Raw genomic sequence first — 25,523 nt, 5'->3', positions numbered from 1 at the left:
CATACTCCCCGCCCTAAAAGGGCGGAGATTCTGGGGTCAAACAGCAATTGCTGGCTCTTGCCAGTCTAACATCACCTAACCCAATGGTTGATGCCCCAACCATTTGAATATTTCTCGCGGCGTTTTCATCACGTCCATTAATTGATTGACAAGATGGACAACGCCACTGTCTTATGGATAAATCTAGATTTTCTAAAATATGCCCACAATGAGAACAAGTTTTACTAGATGGATACCATTGATCTATATAAACAAGTTGTTTGTTTTTCTTTTTAGTTACCCATGACAATATTTGGAGAAATTCTCCAAAAGCCACGTCTGATATTTTTCTACCCCAAAGACGTTGCATACCTTTGAGGTTTAGGGTTTCAAAACATAAAACATCAAACTTGTCTGTCAATTCATGAGCTAATTTCCAGAACCAATCACGTCTACGGTTACAAACATTTTCATGTTGACGAACTAAATTTTTTCTAGCTCTTTCACGATTATTTGACCGTTTTACCTTTTTGGAGTGGTTCTTACTAGCTTTCTTAATAGCATTCAGAGATTGCTTGAGAAATTGTGGAGAATCAATTAAAGTTCCATCAGAGCAAGTTAGAAATGTCTTCAATCCGAAATCAAACCCCGCTATTTTACCAGTCGTTGATTTAATTTCTGGTTCTAACTCATTATCAACTACAATCACCATAAATAACTCACCTAGTGCAGTGCGTTTAATGGTTAATGTTTTAATTTTGCCCTCTACCTCTCTAGATTTCCAAAATTGATAAACTCGATTGGCAATTTTAATTCTATTCCCACTTAAGAGTTTATAACCTGCTTGTTTAAGCGTGAATGATTTGTATTTTTTAACCTTTTTAAAACCCGGTGGTCTGACTCCTTTCTTATTATGTTTAAAAAATAATTGGTAGGCTTTCTCTATGCGTTGACAGATATCTTGCACTGCTTGAGAACCTATTGATTGCCAAAATTGATGACGTTTTCTTAATTTGGCAATATGAGACTGGAGTTTTGCACAGTTTAAGTGTTTGCCCCACATGCGATAGTACCGTTTATGTAGAGCAATACAATGATTATAGATCACCCCTGCGGCGTTGATCATCCGTTTCAGGTGTCTATTCCTTTTGTGTTCATATAGCTTAAACTTTAGTGTAATCATGGCAATATTATATCAAAGTCGCCCTAGAAGGGCGAGGCTTTAAACCCATTTCTTTGGTAAGATTAATTCAGAGAAAGTATCTCAATCGATTCAAAGCTGGTTTGCTCATTTAGAGCATGGAGATACTTGGCAATTGCGCCAACAGATATTTACCGAAAGCTTGGGTCTAGAGCCGCCGTTCTTCTAGGACGGCTTTTTGGTAAAATAGTGGCAACAGGCAGGGCATTGTCTGTCGGGCTAGGTGATGTAAGACGGGCTATGCCTGCTATTGCTGTTTGAATCCAGAATCCCTGAACTTTCAGATCAGGGAGTGTGTCAATACTTTTGCTCCCAACGCCAGAGGAATACCATCAGAGCAACAATTCCCACCTGAAGTGCGAAGTTAGGCAAAGTGCTGTCAAGCTCTCGCCCTGCAAGCAGTTTAAAGAAAAACACAAATGCACCAATCAAACCAGAAGCACCAACACCGATATAGATAAATTTTCTGATGCTGCGATAGGGCGCAGCTATTTCTGCTTTGAGGCGGGCATATTGTTCTGGGTTAAGGCGATTTTTAGGATTTTGTTCTACCATTAGTAAATTATGCTATAATGATAAACGGTATGCGCCGATGTGGCTCAGTGGTAGAGCAGCTGATTCGTAATCAGCAGGCCACGGGTTCAAATCCCGTCATCGGCTTTAATATTATCGGATGATTGTCGTCAACGCTGACTTTTGGCGTTTGCGCTTCCGCACTGCTACAGCACCCCAAGCACCAATTAGCAAACTTCCCAAAGTTGTTGAAGGTTCAGGGACAGACTTAGCCTCAATCGCCGCCAGGGCTTTGTCTGCTACCAACTTATAAACAGTGGTGCTTGGGTGAACATTATCCCAATACAAATACTTATTCGGTTCATCACAAATTGTTTTAGCAGTGAGCTTTAAACAAGCATCAGTCACATTTTTTAAACCGAATTGTTCCTTATTTGTAGTTATCTGGTTGAGTAAAGAATTAACATCAACAGATATGATGTTGAGTTGTGGTTTTTGGCTCAAAGCGTCTAAACCTGCGGCTAAAGTCGAGTTAAATTCAATAGTTGATTGACTAAGGCTATCAGGATTGCGATTGTCAATTTTTGCTAGTGGTGTTTTTCCTAAATCTGACAAATTAAACACCAAAATATTTTTAGCCCCGGCTGCAGCCAGAAGGTTCACAGACTGCAATATATTCTCGAATGGCTTGGGCTGAGTAGAATTTTTTGACTGGGGAAATAGATAATCATTCGCCCCTCCCTGCACAGTATAGAGGGCATTGGGGTCAATCTTCTGATTAGCATCGATGAAGGGTTTTGTAAACAAGCCAACTTGCTGTAAAACTCCCGGCAAATTTCGATTAGGATTGATATGACCTATACCAGACCTAGCACCAGCAATAGCGTAGTTAATGCCTTGGGTACGAATAGTCTTATTTAAATCAGTCGATAGAGTAGGTTGTAATCCTAGATTTTCTCCCAGATAATCCACCCAGTTCGGACCATTAGAAAAACGCCCATTGAAATAGGGTGGACTTGCGGGAGTAGCTGCTGTTGGATTAACAGACCCTCCAGTAAACTTGAAAACATTACCAGTATCCGACAGGCTGTCACCAAATACATAAAGTCCACTAAATTGTGCAGCCGAAGCTTTTAGCGGCAACATAAAAGAGAAAAGAACAAATCCTGCCGCTACAAACTCTTTTTTCATCTTATTAAACTCTCATATTATTTACTGCGAATCACCATTGAGAACTATTCCCTGCCAAAATAAACCGTAGACTTATCTTGTTGTTATTTATCAGAATTTAGCACAAGTAAGCAAAAATATCTACGAGATTTTACGTAAAATGCCAAAATATTAATTCAAGGGCATAGGGCATAGGGCATGGTACTGCGGATAATTTATTTTTTGGAGTTCCCTAACTTCAAAGCATCAGCAGCCGATATCCCCTCACCCTGAGTACCGAAGTACCACAAAGCTGCAGCCGCCTCCGCGCGAGTCACTGGTTTTTTGGGTTGAAATAATGTTGTATAGCCAAACACCCGCCGAATATTCGATTGTTCAGCATTTTGGAAATCAGCTAACACAGCTCTTAAAGCCTTCGGATCAATTTTCCCAGCATCCTGAAAACCCCAGGTTTGTCTGACTGCATCTAAGTTTGCCGAAGGTAAGGCTTGGCGGGTATCCAAAGGTAATTTCCACAACAATAACTGCTCCCGCGTCAGAGGTGCATCAGGACGAAACAAAACTGTGGTGGAATCGCCAGACAAGGAACTAGGAACTAATCCAGCTTCGGCTAATCCTTGAATTGAGGGAAAATCAGGGTCTTTTGACGACACATCACTAAAAGTTGCTTGATTGCTTACTGATGCCAAGCGAATCTGTTTAGCTGGATTATTAGCATACATCGCGTTGTTTGCAGCTACGAGCCAACGGGCATATTCCCGACGGGTGATAATTTTATTGGGTTCAAATTGGTTCCCTGTGGCATTAGAGTTACTCTTAGTTGCCTGGGCATCTAGAGAGAAAATACCATTAGCTGCCAAGTCTTGAATATGTTGTCGCAGTTCTTGCGGTGCTTTATTAAGATCTTGAAATTCCTGTGTTTGAGATGTCGCTACAGTATTTGTTTGGTTATCAGAAGCACCCCCTGACGGTGTGGCTACATTGGCGGATGGTAGCGGACCAATAAACTGTGGATCTCCGGGTTGGGGAACGTCATTAGGAGTTTGAGCGTTAGTTTTTGGAGTCGGTTGTAGCGTTGCGGTACTATGAGGTTGGTAGGAAATCACTACTTCCGTAGCAGTTTGTGGTTGATTGGGTGCAGGGTTTGTGACGGTTTTAGGCTCAATAGTAACCAACAGATGCAAATCATTGCGCCGCGCCTCAAAAGCACCTCCCATATCATCTGGTGGCTGTTGCAAAATCTGCCAGCTGTTTTTCTGCAACTGGTTACGGTAAAAACTGGCAATAAAATTGCTAGGCTCAGAACTTAGCCAGCGAGTGGATATTCGGTTTTCTGAATTACTTGACGGTGTAACTTCCTGTAGTTGGACACCGGGATATAAGGGAATATCTTTGGGAAAATCAGTTGGTAACTGAACCTTTGGTTCCTTCGGCGTTGCTTGTGGTTGATTAACCTTAGTCGTCCCAAAAACATCTGGATTATTTTGCAACTTGGGATCTGCAGCCAAAGACTCTTCCAGGTTTTTGGCGACCGGTGTGTTAGCACAGGCTGTTAACGAAGATAGTAAAACAGCTAAACTCAGAAGAAGAACAGGACTTTTACAGGGCAGCACAGGAAATCACAAATCGAGTGTCATTTCCTACCCTAACGCAGACAGTCTCACCTTGCAGGTATCTTAGCGGTAACACCGATTTTGTCATTTGTCATTTGTCATTTGTCATTTGTCATTTGTCATTGGTAAGGATTTGGGGGATATTTATGTTTCGTAATATAGTTTGGCGCAATTAGCGACTTACTTACTACGGTAGGGGCGCAAAGCCTTGCGCCCCTACGTACTGAATTTAACTTCCCAAAGCTAGGGGCGCAAGGCTAGGGGTGCAAGGCTAGGGGCGCAAGGCTAGGGGCGCAAGGCTAGGGGCGCAAAGCCTTGCGCCCCTACTAGAAACTGACGTAAGCTCAACAAATTTAGGGTTTGCCCCAAATTCAGGGGTAAAAATGATACGCCTTCTAGACGGGACTGCACCCAACCTTCTCCCCAGTACCATTCATGGAAGCCGTCAATACCGCCACTCAGCAGCAATCGCAAACAATTGGACCTTGCGACGTTCACTTGATGATGAATCGGGACAGGTCCGGTCCAGGTAGTAAATTCAAATCCTGGATGCAATTCTTCTGGCATTCCTGGCGCAAAGCGTTGCCCAATGAGCCATTTTTCCAGTTGTTTTGGACGCAGCAGACTGTCATGAATGGCATCTGCTGAGGCTTCGATTTCTATCCGCAGTTGGCTTTGTTGAAAATTACCCAGCATGTTTTGATCTCCATTTCATTAGTTCTGATGGCTGGTTCGTAGTTGCGCTTTAGCGTTCTTAATTGTTACAGCGCTATTAGGGCAGCTTTCTCGTAGGGTAGCGCAACTACGAACAGTACTCTGTGCCATTAATTCTGATGGTTTGGTAGTAAGTACTGGTGAATGCTTCTAAGTAGGACTCATGAACCAATATCTTTTTTTCATCAAATACAAGTTTACATTAACTTTTGTTATACTGAACTAATGCTTTCATTCCCATGCCTAAAAGCAGGGACTTTCAATCAGACACTATTCGTAAGGTTCTTCATGGCGGATCAGTTAATTCGCGCCACAGCAGCCGAAGGTGGTATTCGTGCGGTAGGCGTGATCACCACGCGCCTGACAGAAGAAGCACGCCAGCGCCACAAGCTATCTTATGTGGCAACAGCAGCACTGGGTCGGACTATGGCAGCAGGCTTGTTAATGGCCTCTAGCATGAAGCGAGCTGGATCTAGGGTCAACGTGCGTGTCAAGGGCGATGGTCCCTTGGGTGGCATATTAGTAGATGCTGGGCTAGATGGAACGGTACGCGGTTATGTGGCAAACCCATCGGTGGAATTGCCCCCCAAGGCTAAAGGTAAACTAGATGTTGGTCGTGCAGTGGGTGGTGGCTACCTCTACGTTGTTCGCGATATTGGTTATGGCTATCCTTACTCTAGTACTGTTGAACTAGTTTCGGGGGAAATTGGCGATGATGTGGCTCATTACCTGGTGACTTCTGAACAAACACCCTCAGCTGTGGTTTTAGGGGTGTTTGTGGGAGCAAGTGGAGTAACCGCATCTGGCGGGATATTAGTACAAGTGTTGCCCAAAGCTGCAAGAGATGAAGCCCTCGTAGCCACTTTGGAATCACGGGTATCTGCTTTAGCCGGATTTACACCCTTGTTGCAAGCAGGAAAGTCCTTGACGGATATATTTGGGGATCTGTTAGGAGACATGGGACTGAAAATCTTTGCCGAAACCCAAATGCTGCGTTTCCACTGTGGTTGCTCCTTTGAACGTGTTTTGGGGGCACTAAAGATTCTGGGAGCAGCCGAACTTCAAGACATGATTATTAAGGATGATGGAGCTGAAGCCACTTGTGACTTTTGCGGCGAAGTGTATCAAGCAAGTAGTGATCAGTTGGCTCAATTAATTGTCGATTTGCAAGCAGAATCTTCAGTTTCAGGATAAAGTATAAAACTGCACGGAAATTTTCGTAAGTTAATGCTATTTGTGGATAGAGATCATGCGACAATACTTGTTCTGGCTATGGACATATACATGCCTTACGAAAGAACTTGTTTTCAATGGCTCTAAATCCTTGGTATTAATAGAGATTTAAATGCTCAAAAACCTTGCTTCTAGCATGGTTAAACCCCGGATGGCTATGTCGGGGCTGGACGTGGAGGGAATTGATCAGTCAACTTCACCCGATGAAACGTCAAGCAAATTCTAGACGACTATTCTTGTCTAGAATTTGGGTAGCATAAAAAAACAAGAAAAGAATTATCGATCGCCAACAGATCGCTATTCAATTATTTTGGTGTGAGAGATGACAGAGCGGGATATTCCAGACAATTGGTCCCCAGCCAGAGCAAGACAGCCAGATAAAATGACAAATTTATCCCGAGAAAAATTCGGTGATACTCATGCATTTGGTATCCCAGCTACTGGTTCTAACTCGAAGTCAGTGAAGCAGCAAACAGAAAACAATCCCGAAGAATTACCTTTAAACCGGGTATCAGAGAAAACAGACACACTCAGTAATATTGCCAGGAAATTACCACCCTGGATGCAAAACTGGGTGGCAGGTTTAATCTTGTTAACTTTCGTACCAGGCAGTGTAGCATTTTTGGCGATGGCAATGCTGCTGAAGTTACCAGCAGCTCCCAACTGCCCGAAGATTTTCTGGCCCTTGGCTAGCGAGTCGGTGCGCCTGCATTGCGCTCAATTGGCGGCTTCTAAGCAAACGGTGTACGACTTACTGCAAGCTATCGGGCTAGTAAGGCAACTACCAGAAAATCATCCACTCCGTCAAGAAGCAGATCGCTTCATCGAACGATGGTCAAAGGATATTTTGGAGTTAGCCGATCAAAGTTTTCAAGCCGGGCAATTAGAGGAAGCTATTGAGACTGCGCGTAAGATTCCTAATGAGGTTGCTGCTCATCAATTAGTAGAAGAGCAAATTGCTAAATGGCAGTCAATTTGGTCGAAAGCAGAAGGAATCTATAAAGAAACCGAAAATGAACTGCGACAAAAGCGTTGGCAATCAGCGTTTATGCTGTCTGCTAGGTTGTTGCGTGTGGACAATAAATATTGGACAACTACGAAGTACGACCAATTGAATCGTCTAATTGCCACCGCACGGGAAGATGGTGAAAAGTTAGCCAAAGCCGACAGTCTAGCAAACAGCGGCGTGGTCGATAATTTACTCAAAGCTATAAAAATCGCCGAATCGATTGGAACTGACAGTTACATTTATCAAAAAGCGCAAGAATCGATTCCCGCATTTGGCCGCAAGATGCTGGAGTTGGCACAGAAAAAGCTAGATAGGCGGGATGCGGATACAGCCCTAGACATTGCCCGACAAATTCCTGAAATTACTAAACTACAGGCGGAAGTCACAGACTTTATAGACTTGACAGAAGCCCAAAAAAGTGCATGGATAGGTAATGTTTCCGGGTTAGAGACGGCAATCTCCCAGGCACAACAAATTTCTCCCAACAGAGCAGTGTACGAAAAAGCACAAAACCTCATTGCCCGTTGGCAGTTAGAAATTGAAGACGTTGCCCGCTTAGACAAAGCCGAAGCATTGGCAAGCCAAGGAACAATCGGCGATTTAACAGCAGCAATTTCCGAAGCCCAGCTAGTCCCTTATAGTAACCCCCGTGGTTCAGAAGCTAGAGACAAAATGGGGCGCTGGCAAGGGCAGATAGAGACAATCCAAGACCGACCTTTCTTGGAGCGAGCCGAACAAATAGCGCTGTTAGAGGATATGAACTCCTTGCAAGCGGCGATCGCCGAAATCAGTCAAATCCGTAGAGGTCGGGCATTGTATCCAGAAGCACGGAAACGAATACGCTCTTGGACAGCCAAGATTGAGCGTATTCAAGACCAACCTTACTTAGATCAGGCACGACAACTAGCCGACAGTGGGAATTTACCCGCAGCTATTAGCGCCGCTCAACAAATTGCCGCATCAGGAAGGGCACTTTCTCTGGAAGCACAAACGGCTATCGATGATTGGCAAGGGCAAATCCGCGCCAAAGAAGACTGGAAGCAAGCACGGGAAGTAGCACTTGCTGGCACACCAGAAGCCTTGGTACAAGCAATGCGGCTAGCGGAACGGGTGCCCAAGCGTAGCATCTTACGCATGGATGCCAATATAGCCATTGACCAATGGAGTCAGCAATTGTTGGATATAGCGCGTTCCCAAGGTGAGTCAGATATGACCAGAGGGATTGAAACTGCCAAGTTAATACCACGAGGTACTTCTGCTTACAGTGCAGCACGGGAGCAAATCCGCACTTGGCGAGAATTTCTCAATCCTCAACCAGTACCGACGCCAGAGATACCACAAATTGAGCCGTCAACAATTCCTAGTGGGGAGTAATTTCCCATTTGTCTAAATTTAGTGAGGGGCACAGCAATGCTGTGCCTTGCCAAAAGATACGTGATAATAGCAACCAAAGTGTTCTGTTGTTGAACAGCTTTAATCGCTAAAGTTACTCGTTTATGCTTCTTAATGACATACATATTGCAGGTTTTTGGTCATATCTGGGATCAATATATAATTAATTCACTGTTGATGAGCTTCGATTAACAGTGAGGCAATATCATAGAAACTACTTTCCTCTGCTTCATAAAGTTCATCAAACACCATCACGCAAAATGAAGAAGTTTTGCCATTTGAACCAACAATTACTGGTTCCCAACCTGAGCCATTATTATCTCGTTTGATTAGCCACTGTCCATCAATAGCTGTTTTGACCACCTCTCCAACATACGCTATCAGCGAACCTAAAATTTTTCTGTTACTACTATCATCGATATAACCTTGTCGGTTTTTGCTTTCAATGACTTGATCTACAATTAATAGACTTTCCAGAGTCTTATTCATCTCGGACAAATCTAGTTCAAGTTCTCTAGCCAAATTTGAAACTAGATATGGAATCTCCTGGATGAATCGCTCCGGACTGGGGATTTGATTGTAAAGAATGTGAACTGGTTCGCGTTTCCCAAGTTCAACTAACTTATCAAGCTCAGATTGCCAATCTCTAGTCGAGCCATAGAGATTGCCAGTGCCAGCCTTACTGACTGCCAAAATTTTTCCATCAGTACATCGATAAATTTTATCAAAAACAAATAGTAAGTCGGTTGGTGTTTGAGAATTTAGGGATGTGTCGAGGGAACAATCATTATCTTTAATATAAGCACGAACCTGTCGCTTGTTAAGTCGTTGTAGTGAACTATTTTTAGTCACTAATATCCTCCCTCTGCATCTTCTAAACCTGCTGGAGCAGTTCCGGGTAACGCTAAGTCATTAAGAACACCTGGCGAAACTGGTGATGGTATATTTGGCGCGTAAATCTCTGGATTTAATGGAACGGCTGGACCCACTTGTAATAACCCACCAGGTTGAGCCGTTGTACAGACAATCGCTTTCCAAATTCCGATGCCTAGCCTATTTGCCTCTGCTATAGTGTCAGGAGGTGAAGCAGTAGTATCTGATGTAGTAATGAACAAAACACGTGCAGCACCTCTACCAAATCTTGCTGCTGGGCGCCGTGAAACAGCATCGATATGACCTAAGATTTGATATCGATAGTAACTTAAGTTGAGAACAGCTCCAGTAGCTTTAACTTCGACAAAGCTACCCTGGTCGTCAGATCGTACATTACCCGCAGCATCAAGATTAGTTACTCTCTCTGTAAAGTCAGGTCTAACAGAAGCCACACCGCTCTGCGCCTGTCTAGCAGGAGAGGCAAACAAATACCAGTTTTCATTAGGGTACGCCATGCTTCTTTGAACAAATTCCTGAAATGACCTCCCTATACGGCGATTCTGCGTCAGGGTAGACATACTATTATTGCTGAGGGGGTGACAACTTAGTCTCAAAGCCTTATCAAATAAGGATTATCAAAGGGTGAGCCCAATACGGTTCGGTTAAGAATATTCGTAGGTTGGGTTGAACGTTCGCGTAGCGTCCCGTAGGGAAGTGAAACGCAACAAACCCTCGCAAATGTTGGGTTTCGTTCCTCAACCCAACCTACACATTTTTATTTTTTAGCCTTAACCGAACCGTATTGAGGGTGAGCCTTGAAACGCTCAAAACAAATTGGGAACCTATCCCAACAGAAAAATCAGACTTTTGGGCTGTGATTATTGAGAATGGAATCAATAAAGCCGAGAAATGATGTTGATCTTTTCATGGCACAAGCGTTCAAAACCCTTACTGCGTCTTTGGTTCAAAGGGTTTTGTCACCCCCTCAGATTCATAGGAGATTCCAGACTTGTTTAAGATATCTTTTTTGTTAGGGCTGCTTTGGCTTGTTTACATTTAAAGCCAATACCGAATCCGAGTGCTGTTATTGAACCTAAGATGGTAAGAGGTTCCGGTACGCTACTAGCTTTAGCTTGTACGGTAATAGTAGTTCCATTTTTATTAGTTTTGCTTTCAACTTGAATCTGTTTGGAAGTGCCTTTATTTGTCTCCTCATATTTTCCTTTTATACCAGTGGAAAAGCCGTTTTCAGAATCTTTACTAATGCTTCCCAATAAATCATACTTTCCTCCTCTGTTGCCAACCTTATCAGTTATTCCCCCGCCTAAACTGAAATCATACTTAAGCGGTTGGTTTCCACCTAAAGATATTTTCAACCCGCCTTTCACTTCCCAGTCGGGGTTAATAGAACCATTGCTATTCCAAATTATTTCTTCATTATTATTTTGAAATTTAGCAGTACCAGAACTACTCCATGCCCTTTGTCCATAGTTTCCTGTCATAGTCCAATTAACTAGGTCACTGTTGGAGTCAAAAGTTCCAAGATAGTTAGCAGTATAATCTGTGTCCTTAATTGTTCCTTGTGGGTTTAAAGAAAAGCTTGACGAATTCAAAAATCCACTCTGTATTCCCTGATTTTTAGTCTCACCATCTAAAAATCCAGAGAGAAAAAATAAATCCTGAGCTTGTGCTTGTGTTGCAACTAGTTGTAACTTTTGTGTTGTACTAAGTTCAAAGGCGTGGGCAGAAGAAGGAGCAAAAATGCTCGCAGATGCGAGTGTTGACAGGGCTATGAGAAGAGCAGGTTTTTTCATTTGAAAGTCCTATTAGGTAAAGCTTACAAAGAATGTGAGATTTTTTTGTCGAAAATACACCTGTAGCAACTAGCTGCAGACTGCCGCATTACCTACCCGTCAGGCACCGTAATCACGGAAAGAATCTCACTCAGCGCGGAATACGTATAACCCGCACTCAGCATAGGAAACTTTCGCCAAATAGAATTACAGAAAATTACCCACTGTAAAACAGCAGTCAATTAAACTCTTATCACTACCTCAAAGTAGCGAATAAGGTTTAATCCAAATAATTTTCGCAGCCTAAAAAGCGCTTTCTGAACAACAGAAGCCGATAGATATATTGTTTGTGACCAAAAGCCAAAAGCGCCAAAGAGCAATTACAACAAATTGCCAATTACTTCAGGATACAAGCCGTCAATTACATTTGGCTTGACAAATAATTGCTGCAGAATCGCAGACTAATACAGCGCGTCCAAAATGGAATACCCATTCAAAATTTCACAAAAGCTGACAGCGATAAATCGTTCGCTACATAAACATCATCAGATGCATACCTCCTATTACATTCACAATACATTCTTAATCCTTGATTTATCTCGGTATATTTATCATATTACCTTCTTATTTTAAGTTGTCAAGCACTTAATCTCAGTATTTTCTTTAGGTAATCCCAAAACCAATCCTCCGAAAAACTCCGAATAGTCGAGAATGCTTGAAAATAGCCAAACTGACAATTTTGTTCACAATTACGAATTGCAAAGAGAAGAATCTATTCACGGTTAAAAAAAAACCTGATTTACGTATATTCATCAAAACTTTATTTCTATGATGAAATAAAAATAAATGCATAAAAGTAGATGTTTGTGTTTAAGAATATCGTGAATTTTTCCAACCAATTTATTAATAAATGTAAAGTAAGTAGGAATAATTTTTCACCCGGCTTTCCGCACTTCATCGTGTAATACGCATAGATTTCCAAAACCTGTTTAGTGATGGTTAAATCAATAACATAGAATCCGACTTAAGCTAGTATTAATACTTAATATCTTGAACATTATTAGAAATTTTTATTGAAAACAGAGATAATACATTTTGAAGTGCGGAATGTGGGTTATAAGCGATCAACCGAACATGATATAACTTTTTATTTTTTGTATCAAACAGGGAGTGGTGTAAAACAGTCATCTATGGCTTAATTGAGGTTATATGCAAATTACACTGCTATCGGGGTAACTTACGATGACAAATATACCTCCTACCGATCCTAAGTCATCTGGAACCACTGCCCTTGGCTTTGATGAATTTATCGCCGTTCTGGTTGCTTTCACTACTATCGGCGCAATTCTGTTTTGGTCATTTTCCCGTCGGGACGAAGGCTGGAACTTAAACCTGCTGTCACCTCCTCCCTCGACTCCGATGGAGAGCCTACAGCCAAATCCAGCAGCGGGTTCTGTTCGGAATGGGGAAGCAAATGCAGATCCTAACCGCAAGGATTCACCAACGCCAATAACTACGCCTGTTACCGAACCTAGCACGGCTCCATTTGTAACTAACTTGGTGACTCCTGCCCCAGTATTACCATCTACCAACGTCACCCCCGATGATTTGCAAAGTAAAGCACCTGTAGCACCTGCTGTCAAGGCCAATAAAGTACAATTTTCTTTAGTAATTCCCGCAAAGAAGAAGTCAACCATTCCCCCACCAATTGCGTTTAACGATGTACCCAATGATTTCTGGGGAGGGCGTTTTATTAATGTTCTTTCTTCTCGTGGTATTATAAAAGGTTTTCCAGATTATTCCTTTAGACCCAATCAGGCTGTTAACCGTGCGGAATTTGCTGCTATACTAGAACAAGCCTTTGACAAAGACCTTGGCAAAACGGCAATAGAATTTAAGGATGTTGCAGCAAAATTCTGGGCAACTCCAGTAATTAACAAAGCCATCGGTAGCGGATTTTTATCAGGCTACCCTGATGAAACGTTCAAACCAGAACAAAAGATTACGCGGGTACAGGTTTTAGTTTCCCTGGTGACAGGGTTGAATTTGAAAGCACCTGGTGCTGCTGACAAAGTTTTAAATATCTATCAAGATGCCAAAGATATCCCTAAATATGCTACTGAGAAGGTAGCAGCGGCTACAGCCAATGGTCTTGTAGTTAACTATCCCGATCCAAAAGTTTTTGCTCCCAACAAAGAAGCTACCCGTGCTGAGGTAGCGGCTATGATTCATCAAGCTTTGGTACGCACCGGCAGATTGGAAGCCTTTCCATCTCAAAACATTGTGCGATCGCCTCTATAACCCTAAAAGTGAAAGCGGTCAAGTTGTTTGAGAGTTCCACTTGACCACTTTCACCAGCATTCATAGAAAGCAGGCGCAATGTTCAGCCCCATTAGGCTGCAAAATTACGTTTTGCACTACATCCGTAACAGATGATGCTCCCTAAGCTTCTTTACCAACAACTTGTGATTTGAGTGTTGTAATTTCATGAGTTAACTCTTGTCTGGTTGAGGCTTTGAGTAAATAGCGATAGACAAACCAGCTAGAGTAACCAATACCAATCAGCTCAAAGGTAGGTGCTACTAAGGGAATATCATTCAAAGCATCCAATATCGCCAAGAGTACCTTAACGGCGACAATTGCTCCGACTATTAAACCAACGGAAATTAAGGGCTGCTTGTATTGATTAAAGAAGCTTCCCAGGTATTCGGGTAGTGTCCCTAAAAAAGCAGAAATTTGCTCACCGTATTTTAACCATTGCTCTTGAGACTGCGCCGGAGGCTGGAGCTTGGTTATAGTTCCTGTTTGGTTGTTGATATCTGGCATGGTTGCCTCTGGAGTCTTGGTTTCTGTAAAATCTGATTCTGGCATTTTCGCTCCCATTAAATTGTGACAGTTGAGTTTGTCTAATCCGGACAATGACAAGCAAAAGGCTGTTGATTAGGTGATGCGCGAGAGAGAGCATCAGCACAACTGAGTTTCGTCCAAGGGTTTTAGTGTCCTATCACCATAATTGCTCCTTAGCCACTACTTCATCAACTACAAGGTAGAAAGTCTGTAGGCGGATAGAAGTCGAAAGGCGGTAGGAGATATTAAAATCAGCGCTTTTCTGAGTTCTGTTTTTTAAATCAACTCGAACCCTGATGTTGCGATTATCCCATACCATGTCAGTTGCCCATAATCGTACTCATGCAAGCACAAATCATGCAAAAATCAGTCCACCTTTCATAGAACCTCGTGGGATGTGGGAAACTCAGCGTCTTTAGACCTGAGAGGGAAACGACTCGGCGACTTTAGTCGCAGTTAATCTTGTTGATCCATTACCGCCTTGGGATTGTTTAATTTGGTGTGCTTTTGTATTGCACTTTCAATGGGACAATTACCATTTCAAATCTCCCAATCCTGTACGCATAATGGTTTTGCTCCGTTCGCGCAGCGTGGCGCAGCCAGGAGCCACCCTTTCGGGGTAAAGTTAGCTTCGACCAGTTATAAGAGCTTGTTAGGCTTGCAACACTGTTCCAGTGACCTTAGAACTGTTTAATCACAAGCGACAGAGCAGGGAACTAGCTAGCCTTCGGCAACGCCAAGGGCGAACGCATTCCGAGGTGTCGTGACTCAAATAACGGCTACCTATTGCTAGGTGGTCTGGTCAGCACATCTTGCTTGATTTCTCTTACAAGCTCAGTCCCTTTAGGGCTGGGTTGCTGACTTATACAGGCATAAAAGCTGATTTTATCTGATATTAAAGCTATCTTAAGCTGCGATCGTCAATTAACCCACATGGATTGATATTAAATCTGTAATATAAGTTCTTCTGTATTCAAATTGCCTAGACAAATAAGCTTTTTTATGGTATGGACACCTGCCTTAATCAAAGGGTTAGGTGAAAAATGTGTTAACTGATAAGCTCGTAGTTGTGCTAAACCGCTAAAGCGCAACTACGAGCTATAAGAGCTATAAAATCTATAAATTTGAGAACACCAGCACTTAGTTGAGCCTATTTCCAATCGGGAAGTTGTGCATCCTCACCACCAATACCGATTCCGGTGTTAAATATTTCCGCACCAGTGATATTGAGATTGTTCATTGATGCTTTGTAGACATTAGAATCATGAATTGTAGCGCGAGTTAAATTAGCCTCGTTGAGATTGGCTAGCTTCAAATTCACATTGGTTACATAAGCTGAAGTTAAGTTTGCACCATGCAAGTTTGCGCCAGTTAGGTCAGCACCTTCTAGGTTAGCTTTTGTCAGGTCTGCTCCTTGAAGATTTGCGCCTCTGAGGTCAGCACCAATTAAATGAGCGCCACTGAGGTTAACTCCCGATAAATCGCAACTTACACATTCACGAGTGGTCAACAGCCTTTGTAAATCTCGTGGATTCCCAGCTTGTACTGAGCTAATAAAAACTAGGGGAGTAGCTAAGGCTAGAGCCGCTAAAAAGTGGAGTTTCATATTTTCCCCCTTTCTCTTGAAGATATGTCCGTTCTTTACCTCACAATCTTATTATCTCACGAAATTACAAAAATGGGTTGATTCATAGCACAAACTTGTTGTGATACCAAACAGCATTGGTAGTGAATCCACAAATCCTATTGCTTCAGGGTTTAAGCGATTTTTGATTGATAAATTGTCAAAAAATGCCCCGGTTAAATCACAATACAGTTCAGTTAAGGAAAATTGTCGTAGGGGCACGGCACGAATAAAATTGTCATTAGAACAAAAAATTTTGGATGCCGTGCCCCTACAGTGTATATCATTCGAGCCTAACTGAACTGTATTGGGTTAAATCAATATTAAATCTTGTTAAGAGACTGCACCACTTCCCAACATTTGTTATCAAATCTTGATGCGTCTTGACTTTTTGCCGAGTTAGGTGAACCAATCCCACCTTGTCGGATTTAAGTAGAGGTGGTGTAATTAGTAGGAGGACATCTTCAATTTGGCAACGGGTGGAGAGGTTTTTGAGGAATCTTGTTTAAGCAGGTGTGGGGAATACAATGCAGGTAGAACAGGTAATAGCAACTCTCAAACATGATTTACCGACACTTTTTGAGAAAGATATCTCCTATGCTATATATAGCAAGGATATCTATTTTCAAGACCCAGTAAATACATTTAAATATAAATTTAACTATCGGATTATTTTTTGGACGCTGCGATTTCATGCACGGCTATTTTTTAGCGAAATTTACTTTGATGTACATGAAGTTGAGCAGTCAGCCGAAGATACGATTTTAGCTAAATGGACAGTGCGGGGTGTATTGCGTGTTCCCTGGAAGGCGAAATTATTTTTTAATGGTTATTCCACGTATCAATTTAATTTAGATGGCTTGATATATCAGCATATTGACACTTGGGATAGGAAACCAGGGGAAATTTTACAGCAGTTTTGGCAAAAAGGATGATAATTTAATGACACGAAAAGTATTTGACGGATTAAATATAACAAGTTACCAGCATCCTTTTGATCAGAAAGCTTTAGCTTCTTTGAATAAAATGCCTGGGCTGCCTTTATTGTTGAAGAAGGTAAACGAATATGGAATTGATCGTTTACTGAGAATGCAAACCATCGGCTGTGAATTTAGAGTCACACCGCGAAACTTTCCGAAATTGTATGATGCATTTGTAGAAACATGTCAGATTTTAGATTTGTCCCCACAGCCAGAATTATACCTGTTTCGAGGTCATGGATGTATTGAGTCCTATGCTATAGGCGTAGAAAAGCCGATGATTGGTGTGAATTTAGAAGCAATGGAATGGTATTCACACGATGAATTATTATTTGCTTTTGGCTATGAAATTGCTCGAATTAAGGGTAAATACATAGTTTATCAGCAAATGGCAAATGTCATGCCACTTATAAAAAATCTCATCAGCAGCACAACATTGGGATTCGGGGGTTTAGCAGCAAATGGGATAGAAGTAGCTCTCTATAATTGGATTATGATGTCTAGATTGACTACAGATCGCGCAGGTTTGTTAGCGTGTCAAAATATTGATGTAGCAATCACCTCATTGATGAAGCTAGCTGGTTTACCGAGTGATTACCTGAATGCAGATACCATAGCAGATTTTCAAACTCAAGCTCGTGAATTTTCTAACATTAATCTTGATAATTTAGATCAGATTACCAAAATCTTCAGCTTCATGGAATACCGTTTTCCGTGGTCAGTGATGCGAGCTGCTGAGTTGTTAAAGTGGGTTGATTCAGGAGAATATGAGAAGTTAATGCAAGCTGAAAATTACTCCGAGCCAAAAGACGAGCCAAAAGATGCAGTAGAAAACACAGAAGATTCTGCAGATTGGAATTTCATGTCTTCTTGGTAGTCTGGTGGTGCGTTAGCCGCAAAGCTGTTAGGACTTACGCATTGACAAAAAATACAAAATATGGCCTGCAAAAAACCGGAGATGTCGTAGGGGTTTAGCATTGCTAAACCCCTACAACGCGGGTCTGTTTACCATCAAAGTAATAATTAATCAAAGCCTGAAACGACGTATTTTGGTAAAAGCATACCATGCCAAATTTGTACAGTGCGTTAGCCGCAAAGCTGTAACGCACCCTACTGGTTTGATCGACAGCGTTAGCTAATTATGGTCTATCAAAGTCTCAAAAGAAAAAGTAGCAGCCATAGAAAATGTTGGATTTGAGATCTTGGTTGATGAGACAGGGATTAGGGATGGCGTACTTTTATTTTGAATTTGGAAGTGCTTAAGCCCATTTTAGCCATTAGCTTGGATGATACTCAGAAAAAATAGAGTGCTAGAGCTAAGGGTGCTAACAGCAAACATCAGCGATCGTAAAATAGGTATATTGAACGCACCCCATCTAAATCAAAGATTATAGATGGGGATTCGTGCGCTAAGAAGCTGTAATACTTCTCAACGAATCCAGAGTTACTGGCGTTCTCAGTGTGTCGTTAGAACTTTGGCTGACGAACACTCTAGAAAAGGTTTTATCACCTACAATCAGGCAATACCAATATCTAGCACCAATGTTATAAGATGCTGACAGATCGGCATTATAAAGCTTGCCTGTTGCAAATTTTGCTAGAGAATAATTATTTTTATCGCGCTTAACTTTACCGCTTCCATCAAAAGCATAAGCACTGGTATATTTGGGATTGATAGCTTGAACTTGTCCCCCTAATTCAGACCATCTATCTGTGACTATCTCAACAATTTTGGCGTGACACCACAGATGAAATTTCTGTTTTAGAAGAGAACCTTTCTTTCCAGCTTTCGCCTTCCAGCCAGCTAAACTCTCAATCACAATTATTTTGACGTTATGAGCCTTTGCGAACTCAACAATACAAGAGCTAACTTGACGTGAGATTTCTAAATTAATGTGTGAGGACTTGCGGTAAAGTCCTTTACAGAAACCCTTTTTCCGCTTAGAGTTAGTAATATTTTGAGTCTGTTTAGACTTTTTAGCAATCATCATTCGGCGTTGATTACGACGGTCTATGTAAGAAGCAGGATTAACGAATTTCCGTGCCTTTACAGTACCGTCTTTCCCTACTACCGCGCAGGTTGCTGCGTTATTAATGCCCAAATCAACACTCACTACATAATCAAAATCCTCCCGGTTAATTTTCTCAATTTTTACTGGCATTGATAGTTGGCATTTGTTTTTGTTCACCACTAATGCAGGTGAACATATTTCATTACCATCTGTTAGATGCCGATTAAGTCCATGACGTTTTACTTTAATTCCACTAAGCCATACCCAATCAGTTCCGCTCCAAACTTTAATATCAACTGTTTGATAATTTAAGTTGTAGCGAATCTGCTGACTTTTGTACAATACAGGGTAGGTATTACACATTGCAGTCAGACGCGGTGGTTTTGCATCCCTTCTAGCTCTAATCCCACTCTGCCACTCTCTATAACGAGTTTGAAAACTTGAGACAATTCCAATAGCATCTGCAATTGCAGCACGTCTTAAATAGCTGGGAAACTTTCGATGTGATGGATGACTTTTAATAATTGATTGAAAATATTTATGCTTCGGGTTGGGGTTATCTGCTGTTTTGTGAATCATTTTTTCAACAGCATTTACCTTTTCGGAGGCAGTTAGATCGGACAGGTTAATCCATTGAGAATTTACTATTATTACCAATGGTAAAAGGTATTTACGATACTCCTCAATTGTTAAAAGCATTTGCTCTTTTTCCGACTTCAGAGTTACTAAATTCCAGACATCAGTCCTAATTAGTTCTAATTTCTTTTTTGACTTATGCCGCTTAGTTCTTTTCTTGCTCATGACCTTAGTCTCGACCTTGACTCAGATTATAATATCAGATACTATTTATAGTTGTCAACTTAGTTATCGACTTAGTTAATGGAAAAGGAACAAGCACTAAAAACCCGCAGTAACAGTGCATTCAGACTTATTTACCACTTGGTTCTAGTAACTAAATTTCGGAGAAAGTCTCTAAATGCTGAAATGCTGGATAGGATAAATATCATTATCAAAGAGCTTTTAATCAAGTGGGAGTGTGAGTTAATTGAATTTGGTGGAGAGGCTGATCATGTCCACACACTGCTGGAAACCCACCCATCTGTTGACCTATCAAAATTAGTGAATAATATTAAAACAGTCACATCGCGTCGATTGCGTTCTGAGTATAGTGAGCATTTATCTAAGTTTTACTGGGGAACTAAACCACAGTTTTGGTCTAGCTCTTATGCAATTATTAGTGTTGGCGCACAAGCACCTCTGTCACGGCTAATCGAGTATGTGCAGAATCAAGAAAAACCGGAATAGTTGTTGCTGCGCGTTTTATACATGTTTCGCTTACCCCACCTAAAATGTAGATATTTTATAGTATTTTTAGGTGGGGACTGCGCGAAACATTTTTGTTCAAAGGAATTCTGGTGTGCCCAGGTAGCACGTTGGGCGTAGGTTGGTAATTTATCAAATACGGTGCGAGGATTAGATAGCGCCTCATACCCAAGACTTGCACGGGCATAAGCTACCAGCACAAACGGTAGATAAATTAGCATTGCAGCTGCCGCAATAGAATATAAAAGCACAGCAGAAACTTGGGGTTGTAATAGCATCATCAACCTCATTAATTTAGTGGGACTGGTTTTTATTTAGTCATTAGTCATTTATGAGCTCCCAGGGGACGCCAACTAAAACCGCTATGGTTTAGTTGGTGAGAAATGGGAGAAACGTACTTACTAATACTAAGTCTCACTTTAGTCAAAGTAGAAAAGCGTCACCACTTTTCTTTGTTCTTCTGCATCTGTGCAAGTTTGCAGCAGGGTAAGACTGTCGTGGAAGGCAAAGCAAATCAGTTGCTGGCACCGGGAAACAATCTCCTTGTTGCAAATGTAACTCGCCTCAGCCAGGGACAGATTATCATTACTGGCATTTTCTACCAGATGCATTACCTGTTCTAGTTGCTGGCGTGATTCATAGGGTTGGCGTTCCAAGCTTTGGGGTAGAATCACCGTTAACAAATTTGGGTCGGCCCGCATTGCTCCCTTAATGGCGGCGGAATTGGTACCTATAGCACCAGAAGTGATGATCCGATTGCCTGATAACACCAGGGCATAGGTCATCATTTCAATCAGATTCTGATGAGTAATTGGAACGTGACGGGAACCCAGCAAGGCGATTCGTTTAGAACCTGTTTGCTGGATTGTCGCCAGTTCTTGCGCTAATGTGTCGAGGTTGATGAGGTCTGTTGACTGGCTCAAAGATGGACTTAATCAGTTGAGACGACCAAGATATTTTACCAAACAGAGTGCAGATGCGAAGCCTACTTGAGTTAGATATTGCTACAATTTGTCGATTCTGTGGTTTAGTTGCTTGATGGTTTGCTCAATTCACTCAATCAATCTAAGACAATGCTGCTGCTGGACTTAAACCTAATTTGGACAATAAGCGGTTTAAGTCAAAATGCTCACTCATCAATTGCCGAATGCATTCCACTTTAATCGGTTCGTGGACACGCACTTGACCAAAAGTACGGTCAACAATTTCTACGGTAGTTAAGGTATCCAAATCTACCGACAGAATGGGTATTTCTAATTCTTCAGCACGACTGAGAATAAACGGAGGCGGTGGGAGTTGTCCAGTTAGGATGAGACATTGGGTAGAAGTTTCCAAAGCCGCTTGCTGAATTTCCACGCGATCGCCCCCTGTTACCACGGCCATATTCCGGCGTTTGCGGAAATATTTGACAGCAGCATTGACATTCATTGCCCCAATTGCTAGGCTTTCGACCATCAAATCTAGGCGATCGCTGCGGCAAAGAATATCGGCTTTTAACTGTTTTACCAGTTCGCCAACGCTGACGCTGCGGAGCAAATCGCTTTTTGGTAGCATTGCTAGCACGGGAATGCCCTGGTTTTCTAAATACGGACGCCAGAGAGTTGCTACAGGTTCTAATTGTTCAGTCGGGATCTCATTGAGGACGACACCAATTAGGCGATCGCCCAGACGCTGTTTAGCAGATAATAGCGCTTCGACAGATAACAGAGATTTGTAACGCGCTACCAATAAAACAGCCGCGTCTAACACATCAGCGACTTGCGGTAAAGACAAGTCAAACAACTTACCTTCTTCTAAATTACCTGCCCCCTCTAGCAATACCAAATCTCCTCGGGACATTTGCAAATATTGCTGTACTAAGGACTGCTGATAATCGGTTTGATCTGCGCCGCGTAAGCGTTTTTGCACAGTTACTTCATCCAAAGTCAGTATTGTCCCAGCAATGCGGTTTGAGGGTAGATTCAGACTTTGAGTAATGAACTGGACATCTTCCTCGACAACGGTGCCACCAAATGTACTGAAACTCGTACCTAGGGGTTTGCCGTAGGTAATATCTAGTCCAATTTGCTGTAGCTGATGAGACAAACCCAGCACTGTAGCAGATTTACCACTGTAGGTCTCGGTTGAGCCAATTAGCACATATTTTACGGATGTCGGCACACATGCACTCCTAATTTGCAAAAGAATTTGAACCCAGGTTGCTGTTTCCTAATTTTAGGTCGAACAAGCGCGATCGCTGTTGTCAAAAACCTCAGCTACAGGAGTTATTGCCCAACTCGTAAGGGGTATGTATAGCTGAAAACAGCGCCTTTTTCTGGCTGTTGGACTACACAATACCCATAATTGTTGAATTTTAGTCCGGGTGAGATTTATTCATCTATTCGCAGCAGTTTGCGATAAAATGCTTGAGAAAAATCTGTCAGGCGATAGCGCTTATAATTGTCCATCAGTTCAATTAAAAAACTAATAAACTCGAAACTTGCCATCATCAATTCATAACTGAGTTCAGCATTGCCATCAAACTGGATTCGGCAACGGGTTAAGTCTGAAGGTAAGGTGGCAACATTCCAGCTAGCGACAAAGGGAATATTCTCACCGGCTTCGATTTTCCGCTGTCCCTCCAAGACGCCTTTTTGATAGAGACTGATGGCATAGGGCAAAAAATTACGCCTGTTGCCCTGAATGTAGGGTAAGTAAACATTGGCTTGTTGTGGGGTGACAGGCTGGAGTTGCTCAAGAGACATCGTTAAATATTCCTTAAGATTAGATGATCAATGGGGATATTAGTGGTTTTCCATAGTCAGTATTCCCAAAAATCTCTGCAGGCTCACATGGGGCGGAAATGGTGCCACAAATCAAGTAGGGTGGTAGCAAAGGCTAAACTGATAAAAAATAGTAATCATAGTTCCAAATCACATAGTCAAACATAGTCAGACTTATGCAATTTAGCTTTAAGCGACTCTACTTTCAGCATGGACACGCTTAAATAGTGGAGTTATCCGCCTTGGATGTACTACCTGACACCCCCTATCGCTTAGAATAGACTGGAGACAGTCAAATCCTTCAGGATTACTTTTTCTGCCGATGTTGTACCCTGCGTTCACGTCAGCATGAATCTTCAAACCATTTTTACTGATATACCACGCACGTTTGACACGTTTTCCTGAGAATACATGCTTAATCTTGTTGTTAGGTTGATAAGTTGGGATGATGTCCCAATCAATCGCCGAAGCCTTACTTGTGTAAGATTCTTCTGCTACCTTAACGGTAATACCGACTCGCTCCAATTTGTAAGTCAGTATCTCGATAAATTTAGCATGTGGTATTTGAGTAAAGCTTTGGTTTGTACGTTTACCTAAATTAAGACGTGTTTTCCATTGTTCGTTTTTCCCGATTGAGACGTGAGTTACACCAAGAGATAAAAGTTCATCCACAATCATTTTTGTGGATTGATGTAAATATGAATCTATAAATTGATTACGGTTGCGGACGATGTTTGCGATTCGCCTTGATTTACCTTTACCATGAGGCAGAAAACCTCGAAACTTGGCAATCTGCTTGTTATAAAATTGGTTGGCTGATTTTAATGGTTTCCCGTTTACGATAATTGGCTGTTCGCTCAAGTCGTTGAAAACAATCGTCGCTAGATTGTCTAAGCCTATGTCTATCGCCACATTAAGTTCAGGATTCAAACTACAGAAGAACTCATTTTTTTGCAGAATTTCATAGACTACCTCGATCACAAAACATCCCGTTTTTGGGACAATTCGCACTTCGCACAAGTCGTCAAATCTTAGTCCAGGCTTTACCGGGATTCTGATTGGCGACATTGACGGGACAACCGAACCTTTACTAAATTCTTTTTTGCCAATGGCTTGATTGTTAAACTTAATCAGGTTCTTATCATCAACATAATTAGGTGGTTTTGGTCTACCAGTGAACTTAGTTGGTTCAAGTTTGTAAGCCACTAATGCTTTGTAGTAAGCAATCCACGCATCTGCATTCTGTTTTAATACGAGTTGCGCTACTTTTGCTGGTAAGGCTTTGTAGTTCTCGTTTTGTTTGAATAAACTATCTAAGCTAGCTTGTGATTGAGTTCCCCATCCGTAAAAAAAACCTTGGCGTTGAGTGAATTGAGCAGTGTTATAAAGCTGTCGAGAAATAGTGGTAATGTCACTACAATAATCAAACCAGTCATGTCCTTCTTTGATTATGTGCTTTTCTACTTGACGCATATTTATACTGAGCGTAGTCAAAGTATTGATCAACTTTGGCAATGAAATTAGTATATCATTCAAGATACAGTAAGATATGCTTGACTAGAAAACTTAATCAATCTGTTGGAGAATTTAAGGCTTCTACAATTTTTTCGGTTTTGCGCTTTGCCCTGATATCTTTTTCGGGTCGTAATCAACAATTACCGTACCCGTGGGAAGTTGCTCTGTTGGATATGGTATTTTACCTGCTTTGTAATGTCACCAAGCGGTAAGGTAGGAAATCCCCAAGGTTTTAGCATAATCAGATAATTTCATTAGGACTGTCTTTTAGACTATATCTGACTATGCTAGACTATATTTTGTTTAAAGTTTTATCATACATTATGGACTGGCGAAAGTACATTCATTCCGACCCAAAAATACTATTAGGTAAACCAACGATAATAGGAACTAGATTATCAGTCGAGTTTTTACTAGGCTTGTTTGCTACAGGTTGGACGGTACAACAAGTATTAGAAAATTATCCTAATTTAACTCCCGAAGCACTGCGGGCGGTATTTGCTTTTACTGCGGAGTCTTTGCGAGAAGAATCTTTTTATACATTGCAGTTTTTATCTGAGTCGGCGTAATGCGGTTTTTAGCAAATGAAAATTTCCCTGTCAGGAGTGTAATTCGGCTGCGCGATGCTGGATATGATGTGGCTTATGGCAGCGAAGATGCGCCAGGTGCAGAGGATTCTCTAGTTTTGGAACGAGCTGTTATTGAGGACAGGATTATACTGACTTTTGACAGGGATTATGGGGAGTTAATTTACCGAAGGCGAATGGCAGTACCAATTGGTGTGGTTTATTTTCGCTATTTTCCTACGACACCAGAAGAACCAGCAGATGTTTTACTACGTTTGTTGAGCGTTGAAAGATTATCTTTAGAAAGATATTTTACAGTTTTAGAGCCTACACAGTTGCGCCAACGTCCATTACCATAAAGCCGACTTACAAGTATTAGAGCAGAAAGCCTAGGGCGTTTTTTC

At 41.7% G+C, this 25,523-nt stretch carries 24 protein-coding genes, 1 tRNA gene and 1 pseudogene; 10 read left to right on the top strand and 16 right to left on the bottom strand.

What is annotated here, in order from left to right:
• Window positions 1-13 precede the first annotated feature (13 nt).
• Together HEQ19_18065 and HEQ19_18060 are read right to left on the bottom strand one after the other, a co-directional pair.
• Window positions 14-1,162, bottom strand: a complete 1,149-nt coding sequence (locus HEQ19_18065) for a transposase (protein ID WYM01112.1) — start codon at window positions 1,160-1,162, stop codon at window positions 14-16.
• Window positions 1,163-1,477: 315 nt separating this feature from the next.
• Window positions 1,478-1,735 carry a DUF3493 domain-containing protein gene (locus HEQ19_18060; protein WYM01111.1) on the bottom strand — a complete coding sequence of 86 codons (258 nt, stop codon included), beginning with the start codon at window positions 1,733-1,735 and terminating at the stop codon, window positions 1,478-1,480.
• A 33-nt stretch (window positions 1,736-1,768) separates the two neighbouring features.
• Here HEQ19_18060 and HEQ19_18055 point away from each other — a divergent pair.
• A tRNA-Thr gene (locus HEQ19_18055) sits at window positions 1,769-1,840 on the top strand.
• Between the two features lie 6 nt (window positions 1,841-1,846).
• On the opposite strand, the gene HEQ19_18050 is transcribed toward HEQ19_18055, so the two are convergent.
• From HEQ19_18050 to HEQ19_18040, 3 genes are all read right to left on the bottom strand, one after another.
• Window positions 1,847-2,884 carry an SGNH/GDSL hydrolase family protein gene (locus HEQ19_18050; protein ID WYM01110.1) on the bottom strand — a complete coding sequence of 346 codons (1,038 nt, stop codon included), beginning with the start codon at window positions 2,882-2,884 and terminating at the stop codon, window positions 1,847-1,849.
• 194 nt (window positions 2,885-3,078) lie between these two features.
• Complete coding sequence (locus HEQ19_18045; protein ID WYM01109.1) at window positions 3,079-4,476, bottom strand: S-layer homology domain-containing protein; 1,398 nt, start codon at window positions 4,474-4,476, stop codon at window positions 3,079-3,081.
• Between the two features lie 285 nt (window positions 4,477-4,761).
• Window positions 4,762-5,172, bottom strand: coding sequence for a hypothetical protein (locus tag HEQ19_18040; GenBank protein WYM01108.1), 411 nt, complete (start codon window positions 5,170-5,172; stop codon window positions 4,762-4,764).
• A gap of 306 nt (window positions 5,173-5,478) precedes the next feature.
• On the opposite strand from HEQ19_18040, the gene hslO reads away from it, so the two are divergent.
• Window positions 5,479-6,384, top strand: a complete 906-nt coding sequence (gene hslO / locus HEQ19_18035; GenBank protein ID WYM01107.1) for an Hsp33 family molecular chaperone HslO — start codon at window positions 5,479-5,481, stop codon at window positions 6,382-6,384.
• 361 nt (window positions 6,385-6,745) lie between these two features.
• Window positions 6,746-8,806: a chromosome segregation ATPase gene (locus HEQ19_18030; protein WYM01106.1), complete on the top strand. Its 2,061-nt coding sequence runs from the start codon at window positions 6,746-6,748 to the stop codon at window positions 8,804-8,806.
• 186 nt (window positions 8,807-8,992) lie between these two features.
• Here the strand turns inward: HEQ19_18030 and HEQ19_18025 are convergent, their stop codons facing one another.
• The 3 genes from HEQ19_18025 to HEQ19_18015 all read right to left on the bottom strand — a co-directional run bounded on the left by HEQ19_18025 (window position 8,993) and on the right by HEQ19_18015 (window position 11,511).
• Entirely contained in the window at window positions 8,993-9,676 is a 684-nt protein-coding gene (locus tag HEQ19_18025; protein WYM01105.1) for a hypothetical protein, read from the bottom strand.
• Window positions 9,676-10,212, bottom strand: a complete 537-nt coding sequence (locus tag HEQ19_18020; protein ID WYM01104.1) for a hypothetical protein — start codon at window positions 10,210-10,212, stop codon at window positions 9,676-9,678. The genes HEQ19_18025 and HEQ19_18020 overlap by 1 nt, the downstream gene beginning before the upstream one ends.
• A gap of 498 nt (window positions 10,213-10,710) precedes the next feature.
• Entirely contained in the window at window positions 10,711-11,511 is an 801-nt protein-coding gene (locus HEQ19_18015) for a PEP-CTERM sorting domain-containing protein (GenBank protein ID WYM01103.1), read from the bottom strand.
• Window positions 11,512-12,732: 1,221 nt separating this feature from the next.
• On the opposite strand from HEQ19_18015, the gene HEQ19_18010 reads away from it, so the two are divergent.
• The gene (locus HEQ19_18010; protein ID WYM01102.1) at window positions 12,733-13,791 is read left to right on the top strand and encodes an S-layer homology domain-containing protein; all 1,059 of its coding nucleotides are present in this window, start codon (window positions 12,733-12,735) and stop codon (window positions 13,789-13,791) included.
• Window positions 13,792-13,932: 141 nt separating this feature from the next.
• Here the strand turns inward: HEQ19_18010 and HEQ19_18005 are convergent, their stop codons facing one another.
• Entirely contained in the window at window positions 13,933-14,373 is a 441-nt protein-coding gene (locus HEQ19_18005) for a CAAD domain-containing protein (protein ID WYM01101.1), read from the bottom strand.
• A gap of 1,114 nt (window positions 14,374-15,487) precedes the next feature.
• A complete protein-coding gene (locus tag HEQ19_18000; protein WYM01100.1) occupies window positions 15,488-15,943 on the bottom strand; it encodes a pentapeptide repeat-containing protein in 456 nt (151 codons plus the stop codon).
• A gap of 533 nt (window positions 15,944-16,476) precedes the next feature.
• Between HEQ19_18000 and HEQ19_17995 the strand changes: the two genes are divergently transcribed.
• Window positions 16,477-16,896 (top strand): DUF2358 domain-containing protein, encoded by a 420-nt coding sequence (locus tag HEQ19_17995; GenBank protein ID WYM01099.1) that lies wholly within the window; start codon window positions 16,477-16,479, stop codon window positions 16,894-16,896.
• A gap of 7 nt (window positions 16,897-16,903) precedes the next feature.
• On the top strand, window positions 16,904-17,818 hold the full coding sequence (locus HEQ19_17990) for a M48 family metallopeptidase (protein WYM01098.1): 915 nt from the start codon (window positions 16,904-16,906) through the stop codon (window positions 17,816-17,818).
• 532 nt (window positions 17,819-18,350) lie between these two features.
• Here the strand turns inward: HEQ19_17990 and HEQ19_17985 are convergent.
• A complete protein-coding gene (locus HEQ19_17985) occupies window positions 18,351-19,754 on the bottom strand; it encodes a transposase (GenBank protein WYM01097.1) in 1,404 nt (467 codons plus the stop codon).
• 78 nt (window positions 19,755-19,832) lie between these two features.
• Between HEQ19_17985 and tnpA the strand changes: the two genes are divergently transcribed.
• Complete coding sequence (gene tnpA / locus HEQ19_17980; GenBank protein WYM01096.1) at window positions 19,833-20,258, top strand: IS200/IS605 family transposase; 426 nt, start codon at window positions 19,833-19,835, stop codon at window positions 20,256-20,258.
• 95 nt (window positions 20,259-20,353) lie between these two features.
• Here the strand turns inward: tnpA and HEQ19_31160 are convergent.
• From HEQ19_31160 to HEQ19_17955, 5 genes and pseudogenes are all read right to left on the bottom strand, one after another.
• Window positions 20,354-20,554, bottom strand: a pseudogene (locus HEQ19_31160) (MAPEG family protein).
• 141 nt (window positions 20,555-20,695) lie between these two features.
• Window positions 20,696-21,199 carry a DNA recombination-mediator protein A gene (locus HEQ19_17970; protein ID WYM01095.1) on the bottom strand — a complete coding sequence of 168 codons (504 nt, stop codon included), beginning with the start codon at window positions 21,197-21,199 and terminating at the stop codon, window positions 20,696-20,698.
• Between the two features lie 142 nt (window positions 21,200-21,341).
• A complete protein-coding gene (locus HEQ19_17965; protein ID WYM01094.1) occupies window positions 21,342-22,436 on the bottom strand; it encodes a phosphotransacetylase family protein in 1,095 nt (364 codons plus the stop codon).
• Between the two features lie 209 nt (window positions 22,437-22,645).
• Window positions 22,646-23,020: a type IV pilus biogenesis protein EbsA gene (gene ebsA, locus HEQ19_17960; protein WYM01093.1), complete on the bottom strand. Its 375-nt coding sequence runs from the start codon at window positions 23,018-23,020 to the stop codon at window positions 22,646-22,648.
• A gap of 207 nt (window positions 23,021-23,227) precedes the next feature.
• Entirely contained in the window at window positions 23,228-24,511 is a 1,284-nt protein-coding gene (locus tag HEQ19_17955) for a transposase (GenBank protein ID WYM01092.1), read from the bottom strand.
• 80 nt (window positions 24,512-24,591) lie between these two features.
• On the opposite strand from HEQ19_17955, the gene HEQ19_17950 reads away from it, so the two are divergent.
• The 3 genes from HEQ19_17950 to HEQ19_17940 all read left to right on the top strand — a co-directional run bounded on the left by HEQ19_17950 (window position 24,592) and on the right by HEQ19_17940 (window position 25,478).
• Window positions 24,592-24,765: a hypothetical protein gene (locus tag HEQ19_17950; GenBank protein WYM01091.1), complete on the top strand. Its 174-nt coding sequence runs from the start codon at window positions 24,592-24,594 to the stop codon at window positions 24,763-24,765.
• Between the two features lie 72 nt (window positions 24,766-24,837).
• Window positions 24,838-25,122 carry a DUF433 domain-containing protein gene (locus HEQ19_17945; protein WYM03486.2) on the top strand — a complete coding sequence of 95 codons (285 nt, stop codon included), beginning with the start codon at window positions 24,838-24,840 and terminating at the stop codon, window positions 25,120-25,122.
• Entirely contained in the window at window positions 25,122-25,478 is a 357-nt protein-coding gene (locus HEQ19_17940) for a DUF5615 family PIN-like protein (GenBank protein WYM01090.1), read from the top strand. The genes HEQ19_17945 and HEQ19_17940 overlap by 1 nt, the downstream gene beginning before the upstream one ends.
• Window positions 25,479-25,523 lie beyond the last annotated feature (45 nt).

This window comes from Gloeotrichia echinulata CP02, assembly GCA_038087035.1.
Classification (GTDB): domain Bacteria; phylum Cyanobacteriota; class Cyanobacteriia; order Cyanobacteriales; family Nostocaceae; genus Gloeotrichia; species Gloeotrichia echinulata.
The sequence above is the reverse complement of the archived record's forward strand: the minus strand, read 5'-3'. Positions and strand labels throughout refer to the sequence as shown.

Bases quoted from the DNA above. Each gene is read 5' to 3' on its own strand.
- HEQ19_17985 (WYM01097.1), bottom strand. From the start codon at position 19,754: ATGAGCAAGAAAAGAACTAAGCGGCATAAGTCAAAAAAGAAATTAGAA.
- HEQ19_17955 (WYM01092.1), bottom strand. From the start codon at position 24,511: ATGCGTCAAGTAGAAAAGCACATAATCAAAGAAGGACATGACTGGTTT.
- HEQ19_18005 (WYM01101.1), bottom strand. From the start codon at position 14,373: ATGGGAGCGAAAATGCCAGAATCAGATTTTACAGAAACCAAGACTCCA.
- HEQ19_17990 (WYM01098.1), top strand. From the start codon at position 16,904: ATGACACGAAAAGTATTTGACGGATTAAATATAACAAGTTACCAGCAT.
- HEQ19_18050 (WYM01110.1), bottom strand. From the start codon at position 2,884: ATGAAAAAAGAGTTTGTAGCGGCAGGATTTGTTCTTTTCTCTTTTATG.
- HEQ19_18040 (WYM01108.1), bottom strand. From the start codon at position 5,172: ATGCTGGGTAATTTTCAACAAAGCCAACTGCGGATAGAAATCGAAGCC.
- ebsA (WYM01093.1), bottom strand. From the start codon at position 23,020: ATGTCTCTTGAGCAACTCCAGCCTGTCACCCCACAACAAGCCAATGTT.
- HEQ19_18060 (WYM01111.1), bottom strand. From the start codon at position 1,735: ATGGTAGAACAAAATCCTAAAAATCGCCTTAACCCAGAACAATATGCC.
- HEQ19_18020 (WYM01104.1), bottom strand. From the start codon at position 10,212: ATGGCGTACCCTAATGAAAACTGGTATTTGTTTGCCTCTCCTGCTAGA.
- HEQ19_18065 (WYM01112.1), bottom strand. From the start codon at position 1,162: ATGATTACACTAAAGTTTAAGCTATATGAACACAAAAGGAATAGACAC.
- HEQ19_18000 (WYM01100.1), bottom strand. From the start codon at position 15,943: ATGAAACTCCACTTTTTAGCGGCTCTAGCCTTAGCTACTCCCCTAGTT.
- HEQ19_17940 (WYM01090.1), top strand. From the start codon at position 25,122: ATGCGGTTTTTAGCAAATGAAAATTTCCCTGTCAGGAGTGTAATTCGG.
- HEQ19_18010 (WYM01102.1), top strand. From the start codon at position 12,733: ATGACAAATATACCTCCTACCGATCCTAAGTCATCTGGAACCACTGCC.
- HEQ19_18030 (WYM01106.1), top strand. From the start codon at position 6,746: ATGACAGAGCGGGATATTCCAGACAATTGGTCCCCAGCCAGAGCAAGA.
- hslO (WYM01107.1), top strand. From the start codon at position 5,479: ATGGCGGATCAGTTAATTCGCGCCACAGCAGCCGAAGGTGGTATTCGT.
- HEQ19_17945 (WYM03486.2), top strand. From the start codon at position 24,838: ATGCTAGACTATATTTTGTTTAAAGTTTTATCATACATTATGGACTGG.
- tnpA (WYM01096.1), top strand. From the start codon at position 19,833: ATGGAAAAGGAACAAGCACTAAAAACCCGCAGTAACAGTGCATTCAGA.
- HEQ19_18015 (WYM01103.1), bottom strand. From the start codon at position 11,511: ATGAAAAAACCTGCTCTTCTCATAGCCCTGTCAACACTCGCATCTGCG.